This window comes from Nonomuraea turcica (assembly GCF_030718205.1).
Taxonomy (GTDB): domain Bacteria; phylum Actinomycetota; class Actinomycetes; order Streptosporangiales; family Streptosporangiaceae; genus Nonomuraea.
This window is the reverse complement of sequence record NZ_JAUZQF010000002.1, coordinates 264,729-282,170: the sequence shown is the minus strand read 5'-3', so window position 1 is coordinate 282,170 and position 17,442 is coordinate 264,729. Positions and strand designations below refer to the sequence as shown.

General features: G+C 70.1%; 13 protein-coding genes and 1 pseudogene. 7 read left to right on the top strand and 7 right to left on the bottom strand.

Features of this window, described 5'->3' with window-relative positions:
* Window positions 1–57: 57 nt before the first annotated feature.
* The 6 genes and pseudogenes from selD to Q9G87_RS06985 all read right to left on the bottom strand — a co-directional run bounded on the left by selD (window position 58) and on the right by Q9G87_RS06985 (window position 7,308).
* On the bottom strand, window positions 58–1,053 hold the full coding sequence (selD, locus tag Q9G87_RS07010) for a selenide, water dikinase SelD (protein ID WP_305915376.1): 996 nt from the start codon (window positions 1,051–1,053) through the stop codon (window positions 58–60).
* Window positions 1,054–1,112: 59 nt separating this feature from the next.
* On the bottom strand, window positions 1,113–1,508 hold the full coding sequence (locus tag Q9G87_RS07005) for a VOC family protein (RefSeq protein ID WP_305915375.1): 396 nt from the start codon (window positions 1,506–1,508) through the stop codon (window positions 1,113–1,115).
* A 53-nt stretch (window positions 1,509–1,561) separates the two neighbouring features.
* Window positions 1,562–3,766, bottom strand: coding sequence for an LLM class flavin-dependent oxidoreductase (locus tag Q9G87_RS07000; RefSeq protein ID WP_305915374.1), 2,205 nt, complete (start codon window positions 3,764–3,766; stop codon window positions 1,562–1,564).
* A 16-nt stretch (window positions 3,767–3,782) separates the two neighbouring features.
* Window positions 3,783–4,676: pseudogene (locus tag Q9G87_RS06995) on the bottom strand (LLM class flavin-dependent oxidoreductase); the annotation flags it as partial.
* 163 nt (window positions 4,677–4,839) lie between these two features.
* The gene (locus tag Q9G87_RS06990; RefSeq protein WP_305915372.1) at window positions 4,840–5,367 is read right to left on the bottom strand and encodes a MarR family winged helix-turn-helix transcriptional regulator; all 528 of its coding nucleotides are present in this window, start codon (window positions 5,365–5,367) and stop codon (window positions 4,840–4,842) included.
* A gap of 96 nt (window positions 5,368–5,463) precedes the next feature.
* Window positions 5,464–7,308 carry a hypothetical protein gene (locus Q9G87_RS06985; protein ID WP_305915371.1) on the bottom strand — a complete coding sequence of 615 codons (1,845 nt, stop codon included), beginning with the start codon at window positions 7,306–7,308 and terminating at the stop codon, window positions 5,464–5,466.
* A gap of 206 nt (window positions 7,309–7,514) precedes the next feature.
* Here Q9G87_RS06985 and Q9G87_RS06980 point away from each other — a divergent pair, with 206 nt between their 5' ends.
* The 5 genes from Q9G87_RS06980 to Q9G87_RS06960 all read left to right on the top strand — a co-directional run bounded on the left by Q9G87_RS06980 (window position 7,515) and on the right by Q9G87_RS06960 (window position 12,053).
* On the top strand, window positions 7,515–8,972 hold the full coding sequence (locus tag Q9G87_RS06980; protein WP_305915370.1) for an RICIN domain-containing protein: 1,458 nt from the start codon (window positions 7,515–7,517) through the stop codon (window positions 8,970–8,972).
* 78 nt (window positions 8,973–9,050) lie between these two features.
* Window positions 9,051–9,482 carry an SRPBCC domain-containing protein gene (locus Q9G87_RS06975; RefSeq protein ID WP_305915369.1) on the top strand — a complete coding sequence of 144 codons (432 nt, stop codon included), beginning with the start codon at window positions 9,051–9,053 and terminating at the stop codon, window positions 9,480–9,482.
* Window positions 9,472–9,867 carry a helix-turn-helix domain-containing protein gene (locus tag Q9G87_RS06970; RefSeq protein WP_305915368.1) on the top strand — a complete coding sequence of 132 codons (396 nt, stop codon included), beginning with the start codon at window positions 9,472–9,474 and terminating at the stop codon, window positions 9,865–9,867. The genes Q9G87_RS06975 and Q9G87_RS06970 overlap by 11 nt, the downstream gene beginning before the upstream one ends.
* 5 nt (window positions 9,868–9,872) lie before the next feature.
* The gene (locus Q9G87_RS06965; protein ID WP_305915367.1) at window positions 9,873–10,556 is read left to right on the top strand and encodes a DUF899 domain-containing protein; all 684 of its coding nucleotides are present in this window, start codon (window positions 9,873–9,875) and stop codon (window positions 10,554–10,556) included.
* Between the two features lie 120 nt (window positions 10,557–10,676).
* On the top strand, window positions 10,677–12,053 hold the full coding sequence (locus Q9G87_RS06960; protein WP_305915366.1) for an alpha/beta hydrolase family protein: 1,377 nt from the start codon (window positions 10,677–10,679) through the stop codon (window positions 12,051–12,053).
* On the opposite strand, the gene Q9G87_RS06955 is transcribed toward Q9G87_RS06960, so the two are convergent.
* Window positions 12,014–13,747: a serine/threonine-protein kinase gene (locus Q9G87_RS06955; RefSeq protein ID WP_305915365.1), complete on the bottom strand. Its 1,734-nt coding sequence runs from the start codon at window positions 13,745–13,747 to the stop codon at window positions 12,014–12,016. The two genes, Q9G87_RS06960 and Q9G87_RS06955, sit on opposite strands and share 40 nt — an antisense overlap.
* A gap of 134 nt (window positions 13,748–13,881) precedes the next feature.
* Between Q9G87_RS06955 and Q9G87_RS06950 the strand changes: the two genes are divergently transcribed.
* Both Q9G87_RS06950 and Q9G87_RS06945 read left to right on the top strand, forming a co-directional pair.
* The gene (locus Q9G87_RS06950) at window positions 13,882–16,122 is read left to right on the top strand and encodes a GH92 family glycosyl hydrolase (protein ID WP_305915726.1); all 2,241 of its coding nucleotides are present in this window, start codon (window positions 13,882–13,884) and stop codon (window positions 16,120–16,122) included.
* The gene (locus Q9G87_RS06945; RefSeq protein ID WP_305915364.1) at window positions 16,119–17,393 is read left to right on the top strand and encodes a glycosyltransferase; all 1,275 of its coding nucleotides are present in this window, start codon (window positions 16,119–16,121) and stop codon (window positions 17,391–17,393) included. The genes Q9G87_RS06950 and Q9G87_RS06945 overlap by 4 nt, the downstream gene beginning before the upstream one ends.
* Window positions 17,394–17,442 lie beyond the last annotated feature (49 nt).

Below are 17,442 nucleotides of genomic sequence, written 5' to 3'. Positions count from 1 at the left end.
CCGGCTCGGGCGCGGTTGCCCGAGCCGGGCCTCACGGCTCGTTCACGATCAGCGCGGCTATTTCACGATCAGCAGGTGTTCGCCGCGAGGGACGAGTTCGCCAATCACCGGGAATCCGGGGATCTCGCCCGCGACGAGCAGGCCTCCCGAGGTCTGCGCGTCGGCGAGGAGCAGCAGCTCGTCCTCCGGCAGGCCGCCGAAGTCGCCATGGGGGGAGACCCAGTCGAGGTTCCTCCGGGATCCGCCACTGACGTAACCGTCGCGGATGGCCTCGCGGGCTCCGTCCAGGTAGGGGACGGCGGCGCTGTGGACGACCGCGGTCACGCCGCTCGCCCTGGCCAGCTTGTAGAGGTGGCCGAGCAGGCCGAAACCTGTGACGTCCGTGGCGCACTGGATCCCGGCGGCCAGCGCGAGCCGGGAGGCGTCACGGTTGAGGGTCGTCATCGTGGCGACCGCCTCGGGGAAGACCTCCCCGGTCGCCTTGTGCCGCGTGTTGAGCACCCCGAGGCCGAGGGGCTTGGTCAGGGTGAGGGGGAGCCCGGGCTCGCCCGCGTCCACGCGCAGCAGCCGGCCGGGGTCGGCCAGGCCCGTGACGGCCAGCCCGTACTTGGGGTGGGGGTCGTCGATGCTGTGGCCCCCCGCGAGATGGCACCCCGCCGCCTGCGCCATCGCGGACCCGCCGCGCAGCACCTCGCGGGCGAGCTCCAGGGGGAGGACGCCGCGGGGCCAGCCGAGGAGGTTCAGGGCTATGACGGGCTCGCCGCCGACGGCGTAGACGTCGGAGAGCGCGTTCGTGGCCGCGATCCTTCCGAAGTCGTACGGATCGTCCACGACAGGGGTGAAGAAGTCCGTCGTCGCGACGATGGCCCGGCCTTCGCCGTCCATCTGGAGCACCGCGGCGTCGTCCCCCTGGTCGATCCCCAGGAGTATCCGGCCCGCCGTCGCTGACGAGACCGGGGCGAGCCCGGCGACCAGGTCCTCTAACTCGCCGGGAGGGATCTTGCAGCTGCAGCCGCCCCCGGTGCCGTATTGCGTGAGCCTGATGGCGTTCATACGGTCTATGATCCACCTTCGATCGGCGGTCGGGCTGCACGCCGGAAGCGGTCGGCCGGCTACTCGGTGTCGTCCCAACGGTGGGCGTTGTCGTCATTGAGCGTGCCCGGAGGATCCGGTATGACGCAGAACGGCAGGCCTGCCGGGTCCTGCATGACCCACCAACGATCGTGCACGAATTGCACGCGTTTCGCGCCCAGTCTCTCCAACCGGGCGACCTCCGCCTCCACGTCGTCGGTGTGGATGTCGAGGTGCACCCGGCTCGGCCCCTCCTCGAGCCGCTGGACCAGCAGCCCGAACTCGCCGCTGCCCAGGTCGGCGCCGTGGTATTCGGGAAAGGGGGCGAACTGTGTCAGCGTCTGACCGGTCGCGGCCTGCCAGAATCCGACCTCCTTGGCATGGTCGGCCTCATTGACGTCGATCACGATCTTGCAGAGCCTGCTGTAGTGCGGCACTCGGGTCCTCTCTCATGGGGGCACATGATCTGTTGCGGTGCGCTACCGCCTGATCAGGTTGCCGGGGTGATGTTGAAATTGTCGCGGAAGACGTTGCCGGGGTCGTAGCGGCGTTTGAGCACGCGCAGCCGCCGCAGGGTCTCACCCGGGTAGGCGTCGTGGAGGCGCTCTGGCCGCAAGTCGGTCTCGAAGTTGATGTAGATCCCGGAGAAGTGCGGCCGCAGCTCATCCCAGAGGCGGTCGAGCCGGGCGCGGCTGGAGCCGAAGGCCACCAGCTGGAAGTTCGCCGACCGTCCCGCGTACGCGGTCGCGTCCGGGGGGACGTCGGAGGCCGCCCCACCCACCGCGCGGATCTGGAAGAAGTAAAGCTCACCGCTGCCGATCAGACGGGCGGCGGCGTCCGCCAGCTCGGGCGTGAGGTGGTCGGCAAGGGCGGAGCGGGTCACCGGCTCGCCCTGGCCGGCGTGCGTGCCGGGCGGCACGCTCATGATCGCCGCGTACGGCAGGATCTGGATGCTGTAGTCGAGCAGCGGGGCCACGGCGGCGATGGGCTGGAGCCGGCTGATCACCGTCTCGGCGTCGTCCGCGTCCACCACGGTCATGAGCTGGGCGATCACCGGCTCGCCAGGGCGGGGCCGGCCGACGATGAGCGAGCCCGTGACGTCCCGGGGCGCGGCCTCGATGGCGGCGCCCCAGCTCTGCAGGAACCCCGCCGTGTCGGAGGCGTCCATCGCGAACTGCGCGAAGCCGACGTCTCCGACCTCGTCCACCTCGAACTCGAAGGCGGTGACGACGCCGAAGTTCGCTCCCGCCCCGCGCACGCCCCAGAACAGCTCGGGGTGCTCGGTGTCGTCGGCCCTGACCATGGTGCCGTCGGCCAGCACCATCTCCACGGCACGCAGGTGGTCGAGCGTGAGGCCGTGCTCGCGTACCAGCCAGCCGATGCCGCCGGCGGTGGTGAGCCCGCCGACGCCGACGCCGCCGTAGTCGCCCGAGCTGAGCGCCCACCCGTACGGGGCCAGCGCCGCTGCCACGTCGCTCCAGCGGGCGCCGGGGCCGACGCGGACGCGGCGGGTCCGCTCGTCGAGGATCTCGATGGCGTTGAGGCGGGAGACGTCGATGACGATGCCGCCGTGGTTGGTGGAGCGGCCGCTGATGCCGTGCCCGCCGCTGCGGACGGCCAGCTTCACCGGTTGGGTGCGGGCGAAGGCCAGCGCGTCGGCGATCTCGCCCGGTGTGCCCGGCCGCAGGACCAGGCCGGGAGATCCGCCCCGCAGGTAGGTCGAGCGTACGCGGGCGTACGCGGCGTCACCGGGCTCGACCCGCGCCAGGTGCGCGGGGACGGCGTCGTAGTCGATGTCCCGATGACGCAGCCGGCGAACGCGCAGGCTGGGGATGGTGGCCTCGGCCAGGCCGCGTACGGCGCGGTCGGCGGCAACCGCCTCCCTCACCGCGGGCGCGGTCTGCTCGGCGAAACGGCGCAGCTCGTCGACGCCCGCGCCGGCGAGCAGGAACGTGCTGATGCCGTGCTCGATGGCCAGGGCCGCCAGTTCGCCGGCCCCAGGCCGCCCGGAGACCGGGATGACGGCCAGCCGGCGGATCTCCCGAGGGTCCCGTCCCGCGCGCACCGCCGCCTCGTCGATGGTCTTCTGCCGGACGGGCAGCTCCGCCAGGTCGCCGAGAACGCTCAGCCAGCCGTCGGCCTGGGCGCCGGCCAGCTCCAGTAGCTCCGGCTGCGTGCCGCCGAGCCACACCGGAACGGTGTGGGCAGGCGCCGGCCCCCGCTCGGCGCCGTCGAGGCGGTAGTGCTCGCCTTCCAGGCGCAAAGGCGCCTGCTCATCGATCGCCCAGATGCCGCGCACGACCTCGAGCGCCTCGTCCAGCGCGGCGGCGGCCTGCGCGGGAGACAGCCCCACGGAGCCCGCCGCCTGATGCGCCCGGCTCGACGCGGCCAGCGCCAGGCCGAGCCGGCCGGAGGCCAGCAGGTCCAGGCTGGCGGCCGAGCGGCCCAGCACCGCGGGGTGCCACGCTCCGGCGTCGAGCACGCCGGTGATGCCGATCGTGCGGGTGCGGGCCGCGACCCAGCTCATCAGCGTCCACACATCGAGCACGGCATCGTCGTGGTCGTCGTCATCCGGGCCGCCGACGGCGACCAGGTCGAGGCCGAGCTCCTCGCTCAGCGTGGCGTGGGCGACGGCCTCCTGCGGCGAGGAGGCGTCGATCAAGGCGCCGAACCGCAGCGGCTGGCCGTAGTCCACGTCAGACCCCTGCCTTCGCCTGGCGGGCGGCGGCCACCAGCTCGCGGGTGGCCGGCGCGACCTGCCGGCCGAAGATCTCCAGGGTCGCCGGGTCGTCACCCATGATGATGTAGCCAGAGAAGCCGTACTGCCGGGTCAGCGCGGCGAGTTGCTCGGCCCACTGCTCGGGCGAGCCCGACAGCAGCCGGTCGCTGGGCGGGCCGAACTTCCCGCCGATGTTGAGCAGCCGGCGGATGGCGGAGGGATCGCGGCCGGCCTCGACGGCGGCCGCGTCGATGGTCGCGTTAGCCTCGGCGAGCTGGTCCAGGCTCTGGACGTACGGCAACGACGGCATCCAGCCGTCGGCCTTGCGGCCGATCAGCCGCAACATCCGGGGCTTGTAGGCGCCCAGCCAGATCCCGATGTCGTGCGCCGGGGCGGGGCCGCGCTTGGCGCCCTCGACCTGGTAATACGTGCCGTCCACGCGCAGACGGGTCTTGTTGTCCACGTCCCAGACGCCGCGGATGATGTCGATGGCCTCATCGAGCGCGTCCACGGCCTGCCCAGGGCTCAGCCGGCGGCCGCCCATGGCCTCGATGGCGTCCCAGAACCCCCCGGCGCCCAGCCCGAGCTCGAAGCGGCCGCCACTGAGCAGGTCCAGGCTCGCCGCCGCGCGGGCGAGCACGGCGGGTGGCCGCAGCGGAAGGTTGATCACATTGCCCGTGACGCGGATCCGCTCCGTGCGGGCCGCGACGTAGCTCAGCAGCGTCCAGGTGTCCAAGAAGCCCGGCTGGTAGGGGTGGTCCTGGAAGGTGGCCAGGTCCAGTCCCGCCTCCTCAGAGGCCTGCGCCAGGTCCAGCACCTGCTCAGGAGCGGTGTTGGCAGGGGTGATGAACGACCCGAACAGCAGGTCGTGGCCGTAGTCAGCCATGAGTTCCCCGTTCATCGATCTGTTACAGATGTGTGGCTGCACAAACTGTATGTAGAGAATATGTGTTGCCAAACCACAGATCTGTCTCGGCTATTCCAGGCCCTGGCAACGCGACCGCGGCCTCCGGCGCAGAAGCGCCTGAGGCCGCGATGAAGCCATGCTGCTACGCGCCGGGGGTGGCGGAACCGGTGCCGAGCACCTCTTCGACCACTACACAGGGATCGGTGTCCGCCTCGATGTCACGCACGCCGCAGGCCGCCCGCCGCAGCAGCTTGCGGAACACCTCACGCTCGTCGGCGTCCAGCACCTCGAGAACGCGGTCTTCGACCGCCCGCACCCGCTGCTCGAGATCGCGCAGCGTGGCGGCCCCCTTGTCGGTGGCGACGATCTTGCGCTGCCGCCGGTCGGCCGGGTTGAGCCGGCGCTCCACCAGGCCCGCCTCGACCAGGTCGTCGATGAGGTAGGTCAGCACGGTCCTGTCGATGCCCAGATGCGCCGCCAGCGCCAGCTGACTGGGCTGATCACCGTGGACCACGGTGGACAGCGTCTGATAGCCACGCGGCCCGTGCGGCAGGTCACCCAGCACCGACTCCAGCGAGCCGTGGAGCGCCCGCAACAGCACTCCAAGGGACCAGCCGAAATCTCCCTCGGCGTGCTCGGCCGCCGGTGAGGACGTCCCTTTGGTGCTCATGAATTCGACTATACGGCCGGCGTGCTGCCGCGCTGCCCTGCAGGAGGTGCAGGCCCGACCTGGCCCGCTTGGCGGCGAGCCAGGCAGATCCGGACGTCAGCTCTGGCAGTGGATCGGATAGGCGGCCTCCATCAACGGCTTGTTGTGGTTCAGCACCTCAAACCGGACGACGCCGTCGGTCTTCGGGTTCCGGTGCCAGTGGAAGGCCTGCGCCTGCAGGAACCCGCCACTTCCGATCTTGCGCGTGAAGGTGTCCTGCGGCTTGCCGTCGACGACCCACCGGTAGGAGATCTCCGTTCCCGGGGCGGCGAGGAGCGTGGCGTGGGCGGTCGGGTAGGGCGCCTCGGCGCAGTCGCCGTAGTAGGCCATCGGGGTGAAGCTGGCGAACCGTACCGTGCCGGGCTCGGGAGTCTGCGTCCAGCACGTGCGGCGGTAGGGGGCTTCCTTGGCCGCCTTGTTCTGGTTGAGCAGCTCGATGCGGATGGTGCCGCTCTTGGTCTGCTTCGTCCAGTCGTACCAGAAGTCGCCGATCGACTGGGGCCGCCCGGCATGGAGCTTCTCGGTTCTGGTCTCGCCGGGCTTGCCGTCGACCACGACACGGTAGCTGATCTCGGTGTCCCGGTCGGACACGACCCTCGCGCTGGTGGTGAGCGCGTAGTAGGAGGTGCAGTCACCCTGGTAGAGGGGGGTCAGCACGTTGTGTATGACCACCTTGGCGGTGTCGGGCTCCTTGCACGTGACGGTGAACTGCCGCTCGGCGGGCTCGCCGCCCTCGCCCAAGAGGGCCGCGCTGTGGCGGCCACCGACGCTGATCTGCCAGATGGCGGAGGTGTACTGGGACCGGGGCTGGTCGCTGGCCGGGAAGTCCACGGTGTGCTCCCGCCACTTCACGCCGTCCATCAGCCACCAGTAGGTGACTTTCTGCGCCGCTCCAGCCGGGAGGTTGACGGTGCCCGTGATCTCGTAGTTGATGGGCTCCGCGCAGCTTCCCTCGTAGTCCCCGGGCCAGAAGGTGAGGATCTGCGCCGTCGGCTTCTGACCGGGCTGGCCTGTGGGCGTCGAGGTCGGCGTGCCGGTGGCGGTGGCGGTGGGGGTGCCGGTGGGCGTGGGAGTGCCGGTCGGAGTGCCGGTGGGGGTGGGAGTGCCGGTCGGGGTGCCGGTCGGGGTGGGAGTGCCGGTGGGAGTCGGGGTCGGACCGGGCTTGCAGGTCACGTGGTACGCCGCCCGCCCGGAGTCGTGGCCGCCGGGGTTGAGGATGTGGATGGCCTTCCAGCCGCTCATGGTGTTCCCCACGCTGAGCGGCAGGGTGACCTGGCGCAGGTGCGGGCCGCCGGCGGCGAAGTAGAGCGACGCCGGCCGTCCCTCGCCGGTGGCGCTGTCGATCCACTGGTAGTCGACCTTGGCCGGGGTCCGCGACACCTGGATGGTGGCGGTGAACGTCACCGTCGTCGGGCAGGCGCCGTTGTGGGTCGCCGGGCGGACGTCGACGTCGGCGGCGGACTCCAACGGCTTGCCCGGGTTTGCGGGCAGCGGGTGGGAGGAGTCCCACACCGTGGCGGGTCCCTCACAGGCGATGCTGAACCGGGCCTTGCTCGACAATCCCCGCTTACCGACGATCTCCACCGCCTGCCACCCGGACGTCGTGCGGTCGAACGTCTGCCGATCGCGTACCACGACCTTGCGTGCGCCGTTGACGCGGAAGCTCTTGATCGCGCCCTTGCTGCCGTCACCGCGCACCCACCGGTAGCGCACGGTGCCCTTGCCCTTGGCCGCCACCACGGCGGAGAAGCCGACCGTGGTGGGGCACCCGCCGGAACGATGGGCGGGGCTTGCCTTGACCTGCGCCACCGCCGTCTTGATCGCCGGCGCGGCGAGCGCGGGAGGAGCGGCCAGCAGGCCGCTGAGCACCGCAGCGCCCAGCAGCAACGCTGTCCTCTTCATGGGGGTCCTCTTCTCTGCTCTGGAAAGCCACATGATCGCGAGCAGACCTTGGAAGCCACTGCAATCCCACTGGTAACAGTTGACAGAGCATTGACAATCTTGTTGGGCGCCATGACACTCTGCGAAACGCGTCAGAAATGTGGGTGTACGTCGGCACGGCATGTTAGCGCGAACATTGATCTTCGTTCTGACAACGGAGGATCGGCATGATCACAGGGTTACGTGCGCACCTCATGAGCCTGTCGCGGGCGGTCGCGGCAACCGTGCTGCTCGCCGGTGCCGTCGTCGTCCATGCCGGGTCACCGGCACACGCGGCTCCGGTGACCATCACCAACGGCACCCAGTTCCGTGACACCAGCGGGAATGTGCTGCACGCCCATGGCGGCGGCGTGCTGAAGTCAGGCGACTACTACTACTGGTTCGGCGAGCACCGCCATGCCGACAACACCTTCCGCGCGGTCTCGGTCTACCGGTCCACGGACCTGCTGAACTGGGAGTTCCGCAACAACGTCCTCACCCAGTCGTCACACGCCGAGCTCAACGTCGCCAACATCGAACGACCGAAGGTCATCTACAACAGCTCCACCGGCAGATTCGTCATGTGGATGCACAAGGAGAACGGATCCAATTACAGCGAGGCGCGCGCCGCCGTCGCCTCCTCCGCGACCGTGGACGGCGCCTACACCTACCACGGCAGCTTCCGCCCGCTGGGGCAGCACATGTCGCGGGACATCACGCTCTACAACGACAACGGCACGGCCTACATGATCTCGGCGGCGGATGAGAACTACGACCTGCACATCTACCGGCTCACGCCGGACTACCTGAACGTCAGCTCGCTCGTGGGCAACTTCTGGAACGACGCCCACCGTGAGGCGCCCGCCCTGTTCAAAAGGGGCAACGTCTATTTCCTGCTGACCTCGGGAGCGACGGGCTGGAACCCGAACCAGGCGCGCTACGCCACCGCGTCGAGCATCTCCGGCCCATGGACCGGGTGGACCAACGTCGGCGACGGTACGACGTTCAGCTCCCAACCGGCGTATGTGCTGCCGATCCAGGGCTCGTCGACCACTGGTTACCTGTACATGGGGGACCGCTGGGCCGGCGCCTGGGGCGGACCGGTCAACGATTCCCAGTACGTCTGGTTACCGATCACGTTCCCGTCCGCCACCAGCATGAGCCTCACCTGGTACCCGCAGATCACCATCGACACCGCCACCGGCGTCATCACCGGCAGCGGCTCCACGCCCTCCTACCGGATCACCGCCCGGCACAGCGGCAAGGTGATGGACGTCGTCAGCGCCTCGACGGCGAACAACGCCGAGGTGAAGCAGTATCCGTGGAACGGCGGCGGCAACCAGAAGTGGCAGTTCCAGGACGTCGGCGGTGGCTATCACCGGCTGGTGAGCCAGAACAGCGGTAAGTGCCTGGACGTGGCCGGCGGCTCCACGGCGGATGGGGCGAACGTCATCCAGTACACCTGCGGCGGCGGTACCAACCAGCAGTGGCAGTGGGTAGCCACGGGCAGCTTCTTCCAGCTCAGGGCCCGCCACAGCGGCAAGTGCCTGGACGTGGCCAACGCCTCCACGGCCGACGGTGCGGACATCCAGCAGTGGGCTTGCGGCAGCGGCACCCACCAGCAGTGGTCCCGTACGCAGTCCTGACAACGCACTCCTCTTGACGCAACCGTTCGGTTGCCATAATGTGGCAACCGAACGGTTGCTACTTGTTAGAGGTTGTCCATGGGTTTCCCTGATCGCATCGAGCGGACCGTAGAGCTCGCTCACCCGCCGGACAAGGTGTGGGCGGCGCTCACCACGGCCGAAGGGCTGGGCGCCTGGTTCGGCAACGAGGCGACGATCGACCTGCGCCCGGGCGGGGCGGCCCAGATGAGGTGGTCCGACGGGTCCGCGGTCGACATGCGCGTGGAACGGGTGGAGGAGCCGACGGTGTTCGGGTTCACCTGGCAGATCCACGAGCTGCCCGACGATGATCCGCGCCGCACCTATGTCGAGTTCACGCTCGAACCGGCCGGTGCGGGCACCCGGTTGCGGGTGGTCGAGACCGGTTTCGCCCAGCTGCCGGAGGATGTCTACCGCGAGGCGTACGACGGCCACGTCCAGGGGTGGGCGCGCGAGCTCGGCGAACTGGCCGGCCACCTCGATGCCGGCTGATAGCGAGGCGATCGCCGAGCAGGTCTTCATAGCACTGGCCGACCCGAGCCGGCGGGCCATCCTGGCCGCGCTGGCCGCAGAGGGGCCGGCCACGGCCACCGACCTGGCGGGCCGGCTGCCGATCACGCGGCAGGCGATCGCCAAGCATCTGGCGCTGCTGGCCGAGGCCGGCCTGGTGACGGCAGAGCCGGGGGAGCGGCGCCGGGTGCGCTACCGGCTGCGTTCCGCGCCGATGCGGGTGGCGCAGCAGTTCCTGGCCGCGCTGGCCCGCGACTGGGACAGCCCGCTCGGGGCATTGAAGGACCACCTTGACCGAGACGCGCGCAAAGACGCCACAATTCCGCGCGGCGAAGACCGAGACGGCACGGCTGACCAAGGAAGGTGAACATCATGAAGACACCACCGATCGTCACACCGCGAGAGTGGGACGCAGCGCGCGAGCAGCTGCTCGTCAAGGAGAAGGAGCTGACCCACGCCCGGGACGCGCTGGCCGCGGAGCGCCGGCGGATGCCGTGGATGGCGGTGGAGAAGGACTACGCGTTCGACGGACCCAAGGGCAGGGCGAGCCTGCTGGACCTCTTCGAGGGCCGCCGTCAGCTGATCGTCTACCGGGCCTTCTTCGATCCCGGCGTGGAGGGCTGGCCCGACCACGCGTGCGTCGGCTGCTCCATGGTGGCCGATCATGTCGGCCACCTCGCCCATCTGAACGCCCGCGACACCACCCTCGCCTTCGTCTCACGCGCGCCCCAGCCGGACATCGAGCGGGTGAAGGCGCGGATGGGCTGGACGATGCCCTGGTACACGCTGACCGACGAGTTCGACGCCGACTTCGGCGTGGACCAATGGCACGGCACGAACGCGTTCATCCGCGACGGCGACAGGGTGTTCCGCACCTACTTCATCAACAACCGCGGCGACGAGGCGCTGGGGAGCACCTGGAGCTACCTCGACATGACCGCGCTCGGACGGCAGGAGGAGTGGGAGGACTCGCCCGAAGGCTATCCCCAGACCCCGCCGTACGAGTGGTGGAACTGGCACGACGCGTACGGCGCCGCCGAGCCGGCGCAGGGGTAGCCGGCGCCCGGCGGGCCCTTCCTCTGCAGGGCCGCTCAGCGGACCCTTCCTCTGCACGGCCGCTCGGAGTATGAACGAATCATCACCCGCCCGAGCAGGTCGCCCCGGAGGTGACGGCAGATGCGCCGTCGGAGCTTGATCCTGTCCGCCATGGCGTTATCGGCCGTGCTGCTCACCTCCACCGCCGCGGACGCGGCGCCCGGTGGGCACGTACGGGACGACCAGCCGTTACCCGGCTACACGATCGACAACCCGCCCCTGGAGCCCATGATCGTGGGCGGACGGCCGAGCCGGGTCCTGCAGGGGGTGCACGGGCATGCGGCCTTCGACATCGAGGTGCCGCCACGGTGGAACGGCGCTCTGCTGATGTGGGCCCACGGGTTCCGTGGCGACACCCGGGTGCTCACCGTGGATCCGCCCGGCTACGGGTTGCGGCGGCGCCTGCTGGACCAGGGCTATGCGTGGGCCGCGTCCTCCTACTACGCCAACGACTATGACGTGCGGGCCGGCGTGCTGAGCACCCGCGACCTTGCCGATCACTTCGGGCGCGTGGTGGGCAAGCCGCGGCGGACGTTCCTGGCCGGGGTGTCCATGGGCGGTCATGTCACGGTCCGCTCACTCGAGCAGTATCCGGGCTACTACGACGCGGCCCTGCCGATGTGCGGGGTGCTCGGCGACCACGAACTGTTCGACTTCTTCCTCGACTACCACCTCGTCGCGCAGGATCTGGCGGACGTGCCCGCTTACCCGTTCCCCGCTGACTACGCCACCTCCGCCGTGCCGAAGATCCAGGAACGGCTGGGGCTGGCCGGCTCGGGTCCGGTGAACGAGCTCGGCGAGCAGTTCCGCGCCATCGTCGTCAACCTCGGCGGCGGCGAGCGTCCCGGGGCGCATGCCGCCTTCGCGTACTGGAAGGACTTCCTGTTCGGGCTCGCGGGACCGGCGGGGGAAGGCACGCTGGCACAGGAGCCGGGCAGGGTGGCAACGAACCTCGACACCAGCTACCGGCCGGACGCGCCGGTGAACGTCGACGCGAGCGTGCAGCGGGTGCCTCCCGAGGATCCGGTGGCGCGCAGGACACACCGGTTGACCGCCGTGCCCGCCGTCTCCGGCAGGATCGACGTGCCCGTGCTCTCGCTGCACAACCTGGGTGACAACTTCGTGCCGTTCTCCATGGAGCAGCACTACCGGGCCGACGTGTCCCGTCACGGGCGCGACGGATTGCTGGTGCAGCGGGCGATCCGGGCGGTGGGGCACTGCGAGTTCAGCGACGCCGAGGTCGGGGCCGCCTGGGACGACCTGGTCCGATGGGAACGCGGCAGCCCGCGACCCGCCGGGGACGACGTGACCGACGCGGCCACCGTGTCGAACCCCGGCTACGGGTGCCGATTCACCGACCCCGACGCCTGGTCCACGGGCACCCGCCCGCTGTTCCCCGCCTGCCCGGCGGGCGTCGTCTACCAGAGGACCCAGGGGCTCTCCGCGCCGCCGCCGTAAGCGGCCGTGCCCGTTCTCCTCCACCGCTGGCGTACGTCGGTCTTGGCTCCGGTGCGCGGAGCCGTGACCTTGAACGGGCCGCAGGTGGCGATCCCACCCGCGTTCGAGGGGGAGACGTTCGTGCAGATGAAGGGCTGCGAGATGTTGGTATCCGCGTCGGTGTTGTACAACTGGACGTGGATGTCCGAACGTACCGAGCTGGATCCTCTGATCCGCCCTTGCAGGTAGAAGGTATCGCCCACCATGGCCATACAGGGCGACATCTCCGTGCCGCTGCCGGTGCCCGTGGAGACCCAGGCACGGCATCGCCAGCTCGGCGTCGGGTCCGCGGGTTCGGGCGTGCGCTTGTCGTCCGTCGGCTCGACCGCCGTGGGCGTCGATCGTTTCGGCTGGGGAGTTCGGACGCGGGTCGTCTCCGGCTTGGTCGAACGCGGCGGGGTGGGCGGTTCGGAAACGGTTGTCTCCGGGGTAGGGTTCCGCTCCGTCCGTAGCTTGGGTGAACGCGCTGGGGAGATTTCCTTCGCGGTGGACGGGGTGCCGGCTGTCGCGGGCGGATCGTCGGTCGATGGGATCGAGGCGCCGGCCGCAACGGGCGCGGCGGCCCCCGCATCCGGTGCCCGCCATGGTGCCACGACGGCCACTGCCGCCGCGCTGAGCACCAGCGCCATGCAGGTGGTCGCGACGATGACCAGCCGCTGCCGGGATCGTCCGCGCCGAGTCGAGGCCACGGTCCCGTCGCCGGCCGGGGAGGTCCGGGCTGCGGTGGAGACGCCGTCCGTTCCGGCAGCGGGCGCAGGAGGCGGCGAAGGGAGGGACTCGGAGGTCACGGACGGCGCCTCCTGCCTGGGGACCGGAGGCAGGGCGGGCCACTCGGCCAGCGACGGCGCCGCCTCGCTCAGCGCCATCGCCACCTGCCGGGCGCTGGGACGTCCGGCCGGATCCTTCCCGGCGCAGGCCGAGATGACCGACCACAGGGCGTCAGGCATTCCCGGCAGCCGCCGCGGCATGGCCATCGCATGTTGCCTGAGCAGCGCCATCGGGTGGTCGCCGACGAAGGGCGGGCGCCCGGCGAGCAGCTCGTACAAGATCAGACCCAGGGCGTACACGTCCACCGCCGGAGTGGGAGCGCCGCCTTCGGCCACCTCGGGGGACAGGTACACGGGTGTGCCGATGATCGAGGTGGTCTGCGTGAGGCCCGGGCCGTGGACGATGCGGGCCACGCCGAAGTCCGAGAGTCTCACCTGTCCCGTGGCCGCGTCGATCAGGACGTTGCCCGGCTTGACGTCACGGTGCACGATGCCCACGGCATGCGCGACCGCCAGCGCGTCGGCGACCTGGCCCATCAGCCGGGCCGCTTCCGCCGGACGCAGGGTGCCGCGCTGGTGGAGGAGGGTACGGAGATCGCCGCCCTCGATGAGGTCCATCACGAGGGCGAGACGTTCTCCCTCGATGACGAAGTCGCGCACCGTGACGATATTGGGATGACGTAGGGTCCGCATCACGTTGCGTTCCTGCACGAACCTCAGAACCAGGTCCTGGTCGCCGGCGAGGCTGTCGCGCAGCAGCTTCACCGCCACGATCTCCCCGGTGTCCCGGTGCCGTGCCCGCCAGACAGTCCCCATCGCGCCGGCGCCGATCTCGTCCAGAAGGACGTACCGGCTTCCCAGAGACGCCTCGGACCCGCCCGTAGCCATCAGCTGTGCTCCCCTCCGACAGATGGAGATCACAATAGTCAGGTAGATCGACAGCGAGGGATTTTTGTGCCGCTGGGGAACGGAGTTCACCTGGCCGAAACCTAAGGCGGGATCGCTCTGGGTAGAGTCCCGCCATCCTCGACAACGTTGATCCCTTCATCGGCACCGCGGCGACCGACCTGCCTCGAGCACGCGGTCTGGCCGCCACTTGGTGGTGGCCGAAACCCCAGGTAGGCAACACCCATCCGGGTGCGACGTCGCCGCTGGGCATGGTGTCGGCCTGCGCCTACTCCGGCGCGTACCCGACCGGATACGGCCGGTACGCGAAGAACACCGAGGGCGTGCCCGAGGAGATGTTCGAGCAGCTGCAGGCATCCGGGTTCACCCATTTCCAGCAGTCAGGCACCGGCGCGATCCGCAAGTACTACAACTACGTCCGGGTCACCCCGATGGTGCAGCCGCTGGACGCGCTGGGGGAGGCTTGGCGGCTGCACGACGAGGTGGCGGAGGCCGGCTACTACGCGGCCACCCTGGACACCGGGGTTCGCTGCGAGCTCACCGTCGGCGCCAAGGTCGCCGTGCATCGCTACACGTTTCCCGCGCACAGCAGCGCCCGCGTCGTGATCGATCTGTCCTGTGGCGGCCTGGCCATCGAGCTCGGCCAGACCGTGCCGTTGCGGGCACAGGTGGAGAGCATGGGCCACGGCCGGGCCCAAGGCACGGTGGTGATGGAGGGCGTCCCGCTGTCGGTGTACCTGGACGTCGACAGCCCGGGCTGGCGGCAGATGCTCTGGTACGACCGGCGGCTCATCGACGGCGGCACGCGCCTGGACTTCGACAGCATCCGGCACACCACGCTCCGGCCCTTCGGCATGCTCTTCATGGGCCCGGCCGCACCGGGGCAGACCATCGAGGTGCGGCTCGGGTTCTCGCTGCGCGGGTGCGACCAGGCGCGCCAGAACCTGGAGCGCGAGTGCGGGGACGGGCAGCAGGCGTTCGACCTGGTGCGTTCCCGGACCCAGGCCCGCTGGGGCGAGCACCTCGACCGTGTCCAGGTCGAGGGCGGCACGCCCGCACGCCGCACCGTGTTCGCGACGGCGCTCTACCATGCGCTGATCAAGCCGTGCATCGCCGACGACGAAAGCCCGTTCTGGCCGAACCAAGGGCCGTTCGCGTTCGACGTGTGCACCATGTGGGACATCTACAAGACACAGCTGCCACTGCTCGCGGCCATCGTCCCGGACCGGTTCGAGGACCTGCTGGAGTCGCTGATCCGGGTCTGCGAGGAGGAAGGCAACTTCCCCGTCGGCTATCGGATGTCCCGCGGCGCCGACCGGTTCTTCCGCCAGGCCAGCGCGCTCGTCCACACCGCGCTGGCGGACGCCCACGCGCTCGGCCGGGCGGAGCTGGACTGGAGCTGGGCGCTCGTGCACATGGTCGGTGACCTGCGCCGCCTGTACGGCGAAGACTTCTTCGAGCACGGGGTGGTGCACCCGATCACCCACACCCTCGACCTCGCCTACGGCCACCACTGCACGGCACAGGTCGCCCGGGCGCTGAACGACCGGCGCCTGGCCGACGATCTCGAGGACCGCAGCCGTCAGTGGTCCAACGCCTTCGACCCGAGCACGGGACTGCTGCGCGACTCGGAGTTCTACGAGGGCGGCAAGTGGAACTACTCGTTCCGGTTGCTGCACGACATGGCCGCGAGGATCGCCCTGGCCGGCGGTGACAAGGACTTCATCGACAAGCTGGACAGGTTCTTCGGCTTCGACGCCGCACCGGTGACGCAGCCCGGCCGTCGCCCGCAGCCGGCGGAGATGGCGGCCGGATACGCCCTGAACCGGTTCGAGGGGTTGAACAACGAGCCCGACATGGAGGCGCCGTGGGCCTACCACTACGCGGGCCGACCCGACCGCACGGCCCAGGTGGTCCAAGCGGCGCTGACCTGGCAGTTCGGCACCGGACCTGGCGGGTTGCCCGGAAACGACGACTCCGGCGGCCTGAGCTCGTGGTACGTCTGGGCGTCTCTGGGGCTGTTCCCGATCGCCGGCCAGAACCTGTTCCTGGTCAACGCGCCCGCGTTCGACCGGGCCGTGCTCCAGGCCGGCGGCAACGAGTTCGTCATCGAGACCAGCGGGCACCGCGAGCGGCCGATCGGCGTCGACGGCATCGATCGTGACCCACCACCGCAATACGTCCAGTCGGCGACCCTCAACGGCAAACCCCTGCACGCGACGCACCTGAGCGCCGCCACCGTGCACCGCGGCGGCCGGTTGCATCTGCGGCTGGGCCCGGAGCCGTCAGCGTGGGGATGGGGGATCCGCCCGCCATCCCTTTCCGATCCACCCGCAACACCGGAGGAAACGCGATGACCCACATCCGTCGCCGTCTCGTCATCGTGGTCAGAGCTGACCCGGTCATCTGTGGTCACTCCGGCGAAGCCCGCAACCTCGCCGAAGTGGCGCTGATCCGCGGGTTCTCCGACGTACGGCTGTTGACCTGGCCGATAGCGACGCTGCAGGCGGCCGGGTTGCCGCTCAAACCGCTGGACCGGCTGCTGCCGTACAGCGCCGGGATCACCGTGGAGCGGCCGGAGGCGGTCGGGGACTACCGGGTACCGGACGGGCGCCACCAGGCCGGCCTCACCGGCCGCCTCGTCGAGCTGCTCGCCGAACCGGTGCCCACGATCTGCCTGTCCATGTACCTCTCTCCGCACACCTCGGTGGTGGTGGACGCGGTCGCGGCCGCCCGCGCGGCCGGGTTCGCGCCGAACGTCCACACCATCGCGAAAGCGGTCGGCTCCGACGTGACCAACGTGATCAAGTCATGCCTGCGGGAAGGCCGGTTCGGCGCGGCGACCGTGCTGTTCACCACATTCCTGGCCAACGACGAGGTCGTCGCGGTCTCCGAGTACACCCGGCAGGAGATCGTCGCCTCGGCCGAGCAGGTGGACGCCCAGTGCGGCACCACGTTCGCCGAGCAATGCCGGCGCCGCGTGACCGTCAGCTACCCGCCGATCGACTCCGCCGCCTTTCTCAACCTGGATCCGGCGCACGTGGACGCCGCACTCGCGCACCGCGGTCTGGAGCGTGACAGGTACATCCTGTTCCTGTCCCGGGTGACTCCGGCCAAGGGGATCTACGACCTGGTGTCCGCCTTCGGCCAGATGCGCTGCCGGTCGCGCGTGAAACTGGTCGTCGCCGGCACCGGGCCGGTGCTGGAGCACGTACGGGCGATGGCCGCGGAGGACGACCGGGTGGTGTTCCTCACCGACGTCGACGACCAGGAGAAGCCACTGCTCATGCGTGGCTGTGCGGCCTACGCGCTGCCCACCAAGCCCGAGCCCGACTTCGTCGAGACGTTCGGCATCGCCCTGGCCGAGAAGATGCTGGCCGGCGGTGGACCGATCATCACCACCATGACGGGCGGGACCCTCGAGGCGGTCGGCGACACCGCCGTCATCGTCGAGCCCGGGAACATCGCCGGTCTGGCCGCCGCTGTGGACCGGGTGGTCCTGGACATGACCGCCGCCGAGCGGCAGGACCTGGAGCTTCGCGCCCGCGCCCGCGCGATGTCCTTCGATCGGGTAGCGGTGTTCGACAGCCTGTTCCCGCAGAGGGCGCCCGCCGTCGGGGCTCGCTGACCGGCAGGCGCCCGGGCGGCCGCATGGGCGGAGGCGGATTATTTCACGA

Coding starts and splice junctions, on each gene's coding strand:
- selD (WP_305915376.1), bottom strand. CDS start 1,053: ATGAACGCCATCAGGCTCACGCAATACGGCACCGGGGGCGGCTGCAGC.
- Q9G87_RS06990 (WP_305915372.1), bottom strand. CDS start 5,367: ATGAGCACCAAAGGGACGTCCTCACCGGCGGCCGAGCACGCCGAGGGA.
- Q9G87_RS06985 (WP_305915371.1), bottom strand. CDS start 7,308: ATGAAGAGGACAGCGTTGCTGCTGGGCGCTGCGGTGCTCAGCGGCCTG.
- Q9G87_RS06980 (WP_305915370.1), top strand. CDS start 7,515: ATGATCACAGGGTTACGTGCGCACCTCATGAGCCTGTCGCGGGCGGTC.
- Q9G87_RS06975 (WP_305915369.1), top strand. CDS start 9,051: ATGGGTTTCCCTGATCGCATCGAGCGGACCGTAGAGCTCGCTCACCCG.
- Q9G87_RS06970 (WP_305915368.1), top strand. CDS start 9,472: ATGCCGGCTGATAGCGAGGCGATCGCCGAGCAGGTCTTCATAGCACTG.
- Q9G87_RS06965 (WP_305915367.1), top strand. CDS start 9,873: ATGAAGACACCACCGATCGTCACACCGCGAGAGTGGGACGCAGCGCGC.
- Q9G87_RS06960 (WP_305915366.1), top strand. CDS start 10,677: ATGCGCCGTCGGAGCTTGATCCTGTCCGCCATGGCGTTATCGGCCGTG.
- Q9G87_RS06955 (WP_305915365.1), bottom strand. CDS start 13,747: ATGGCTACGGGCGGGTCCGAGGCGTCTCTGGGAAGCCGGTACGTCCTT.
- Q9G87_RS06945 (WP_305915364.1), top strand. CDS start 16,119: ATGACCCACATCCGTCGCCGTCTCGTCATCGTGGTCAGAGCTGACCCG.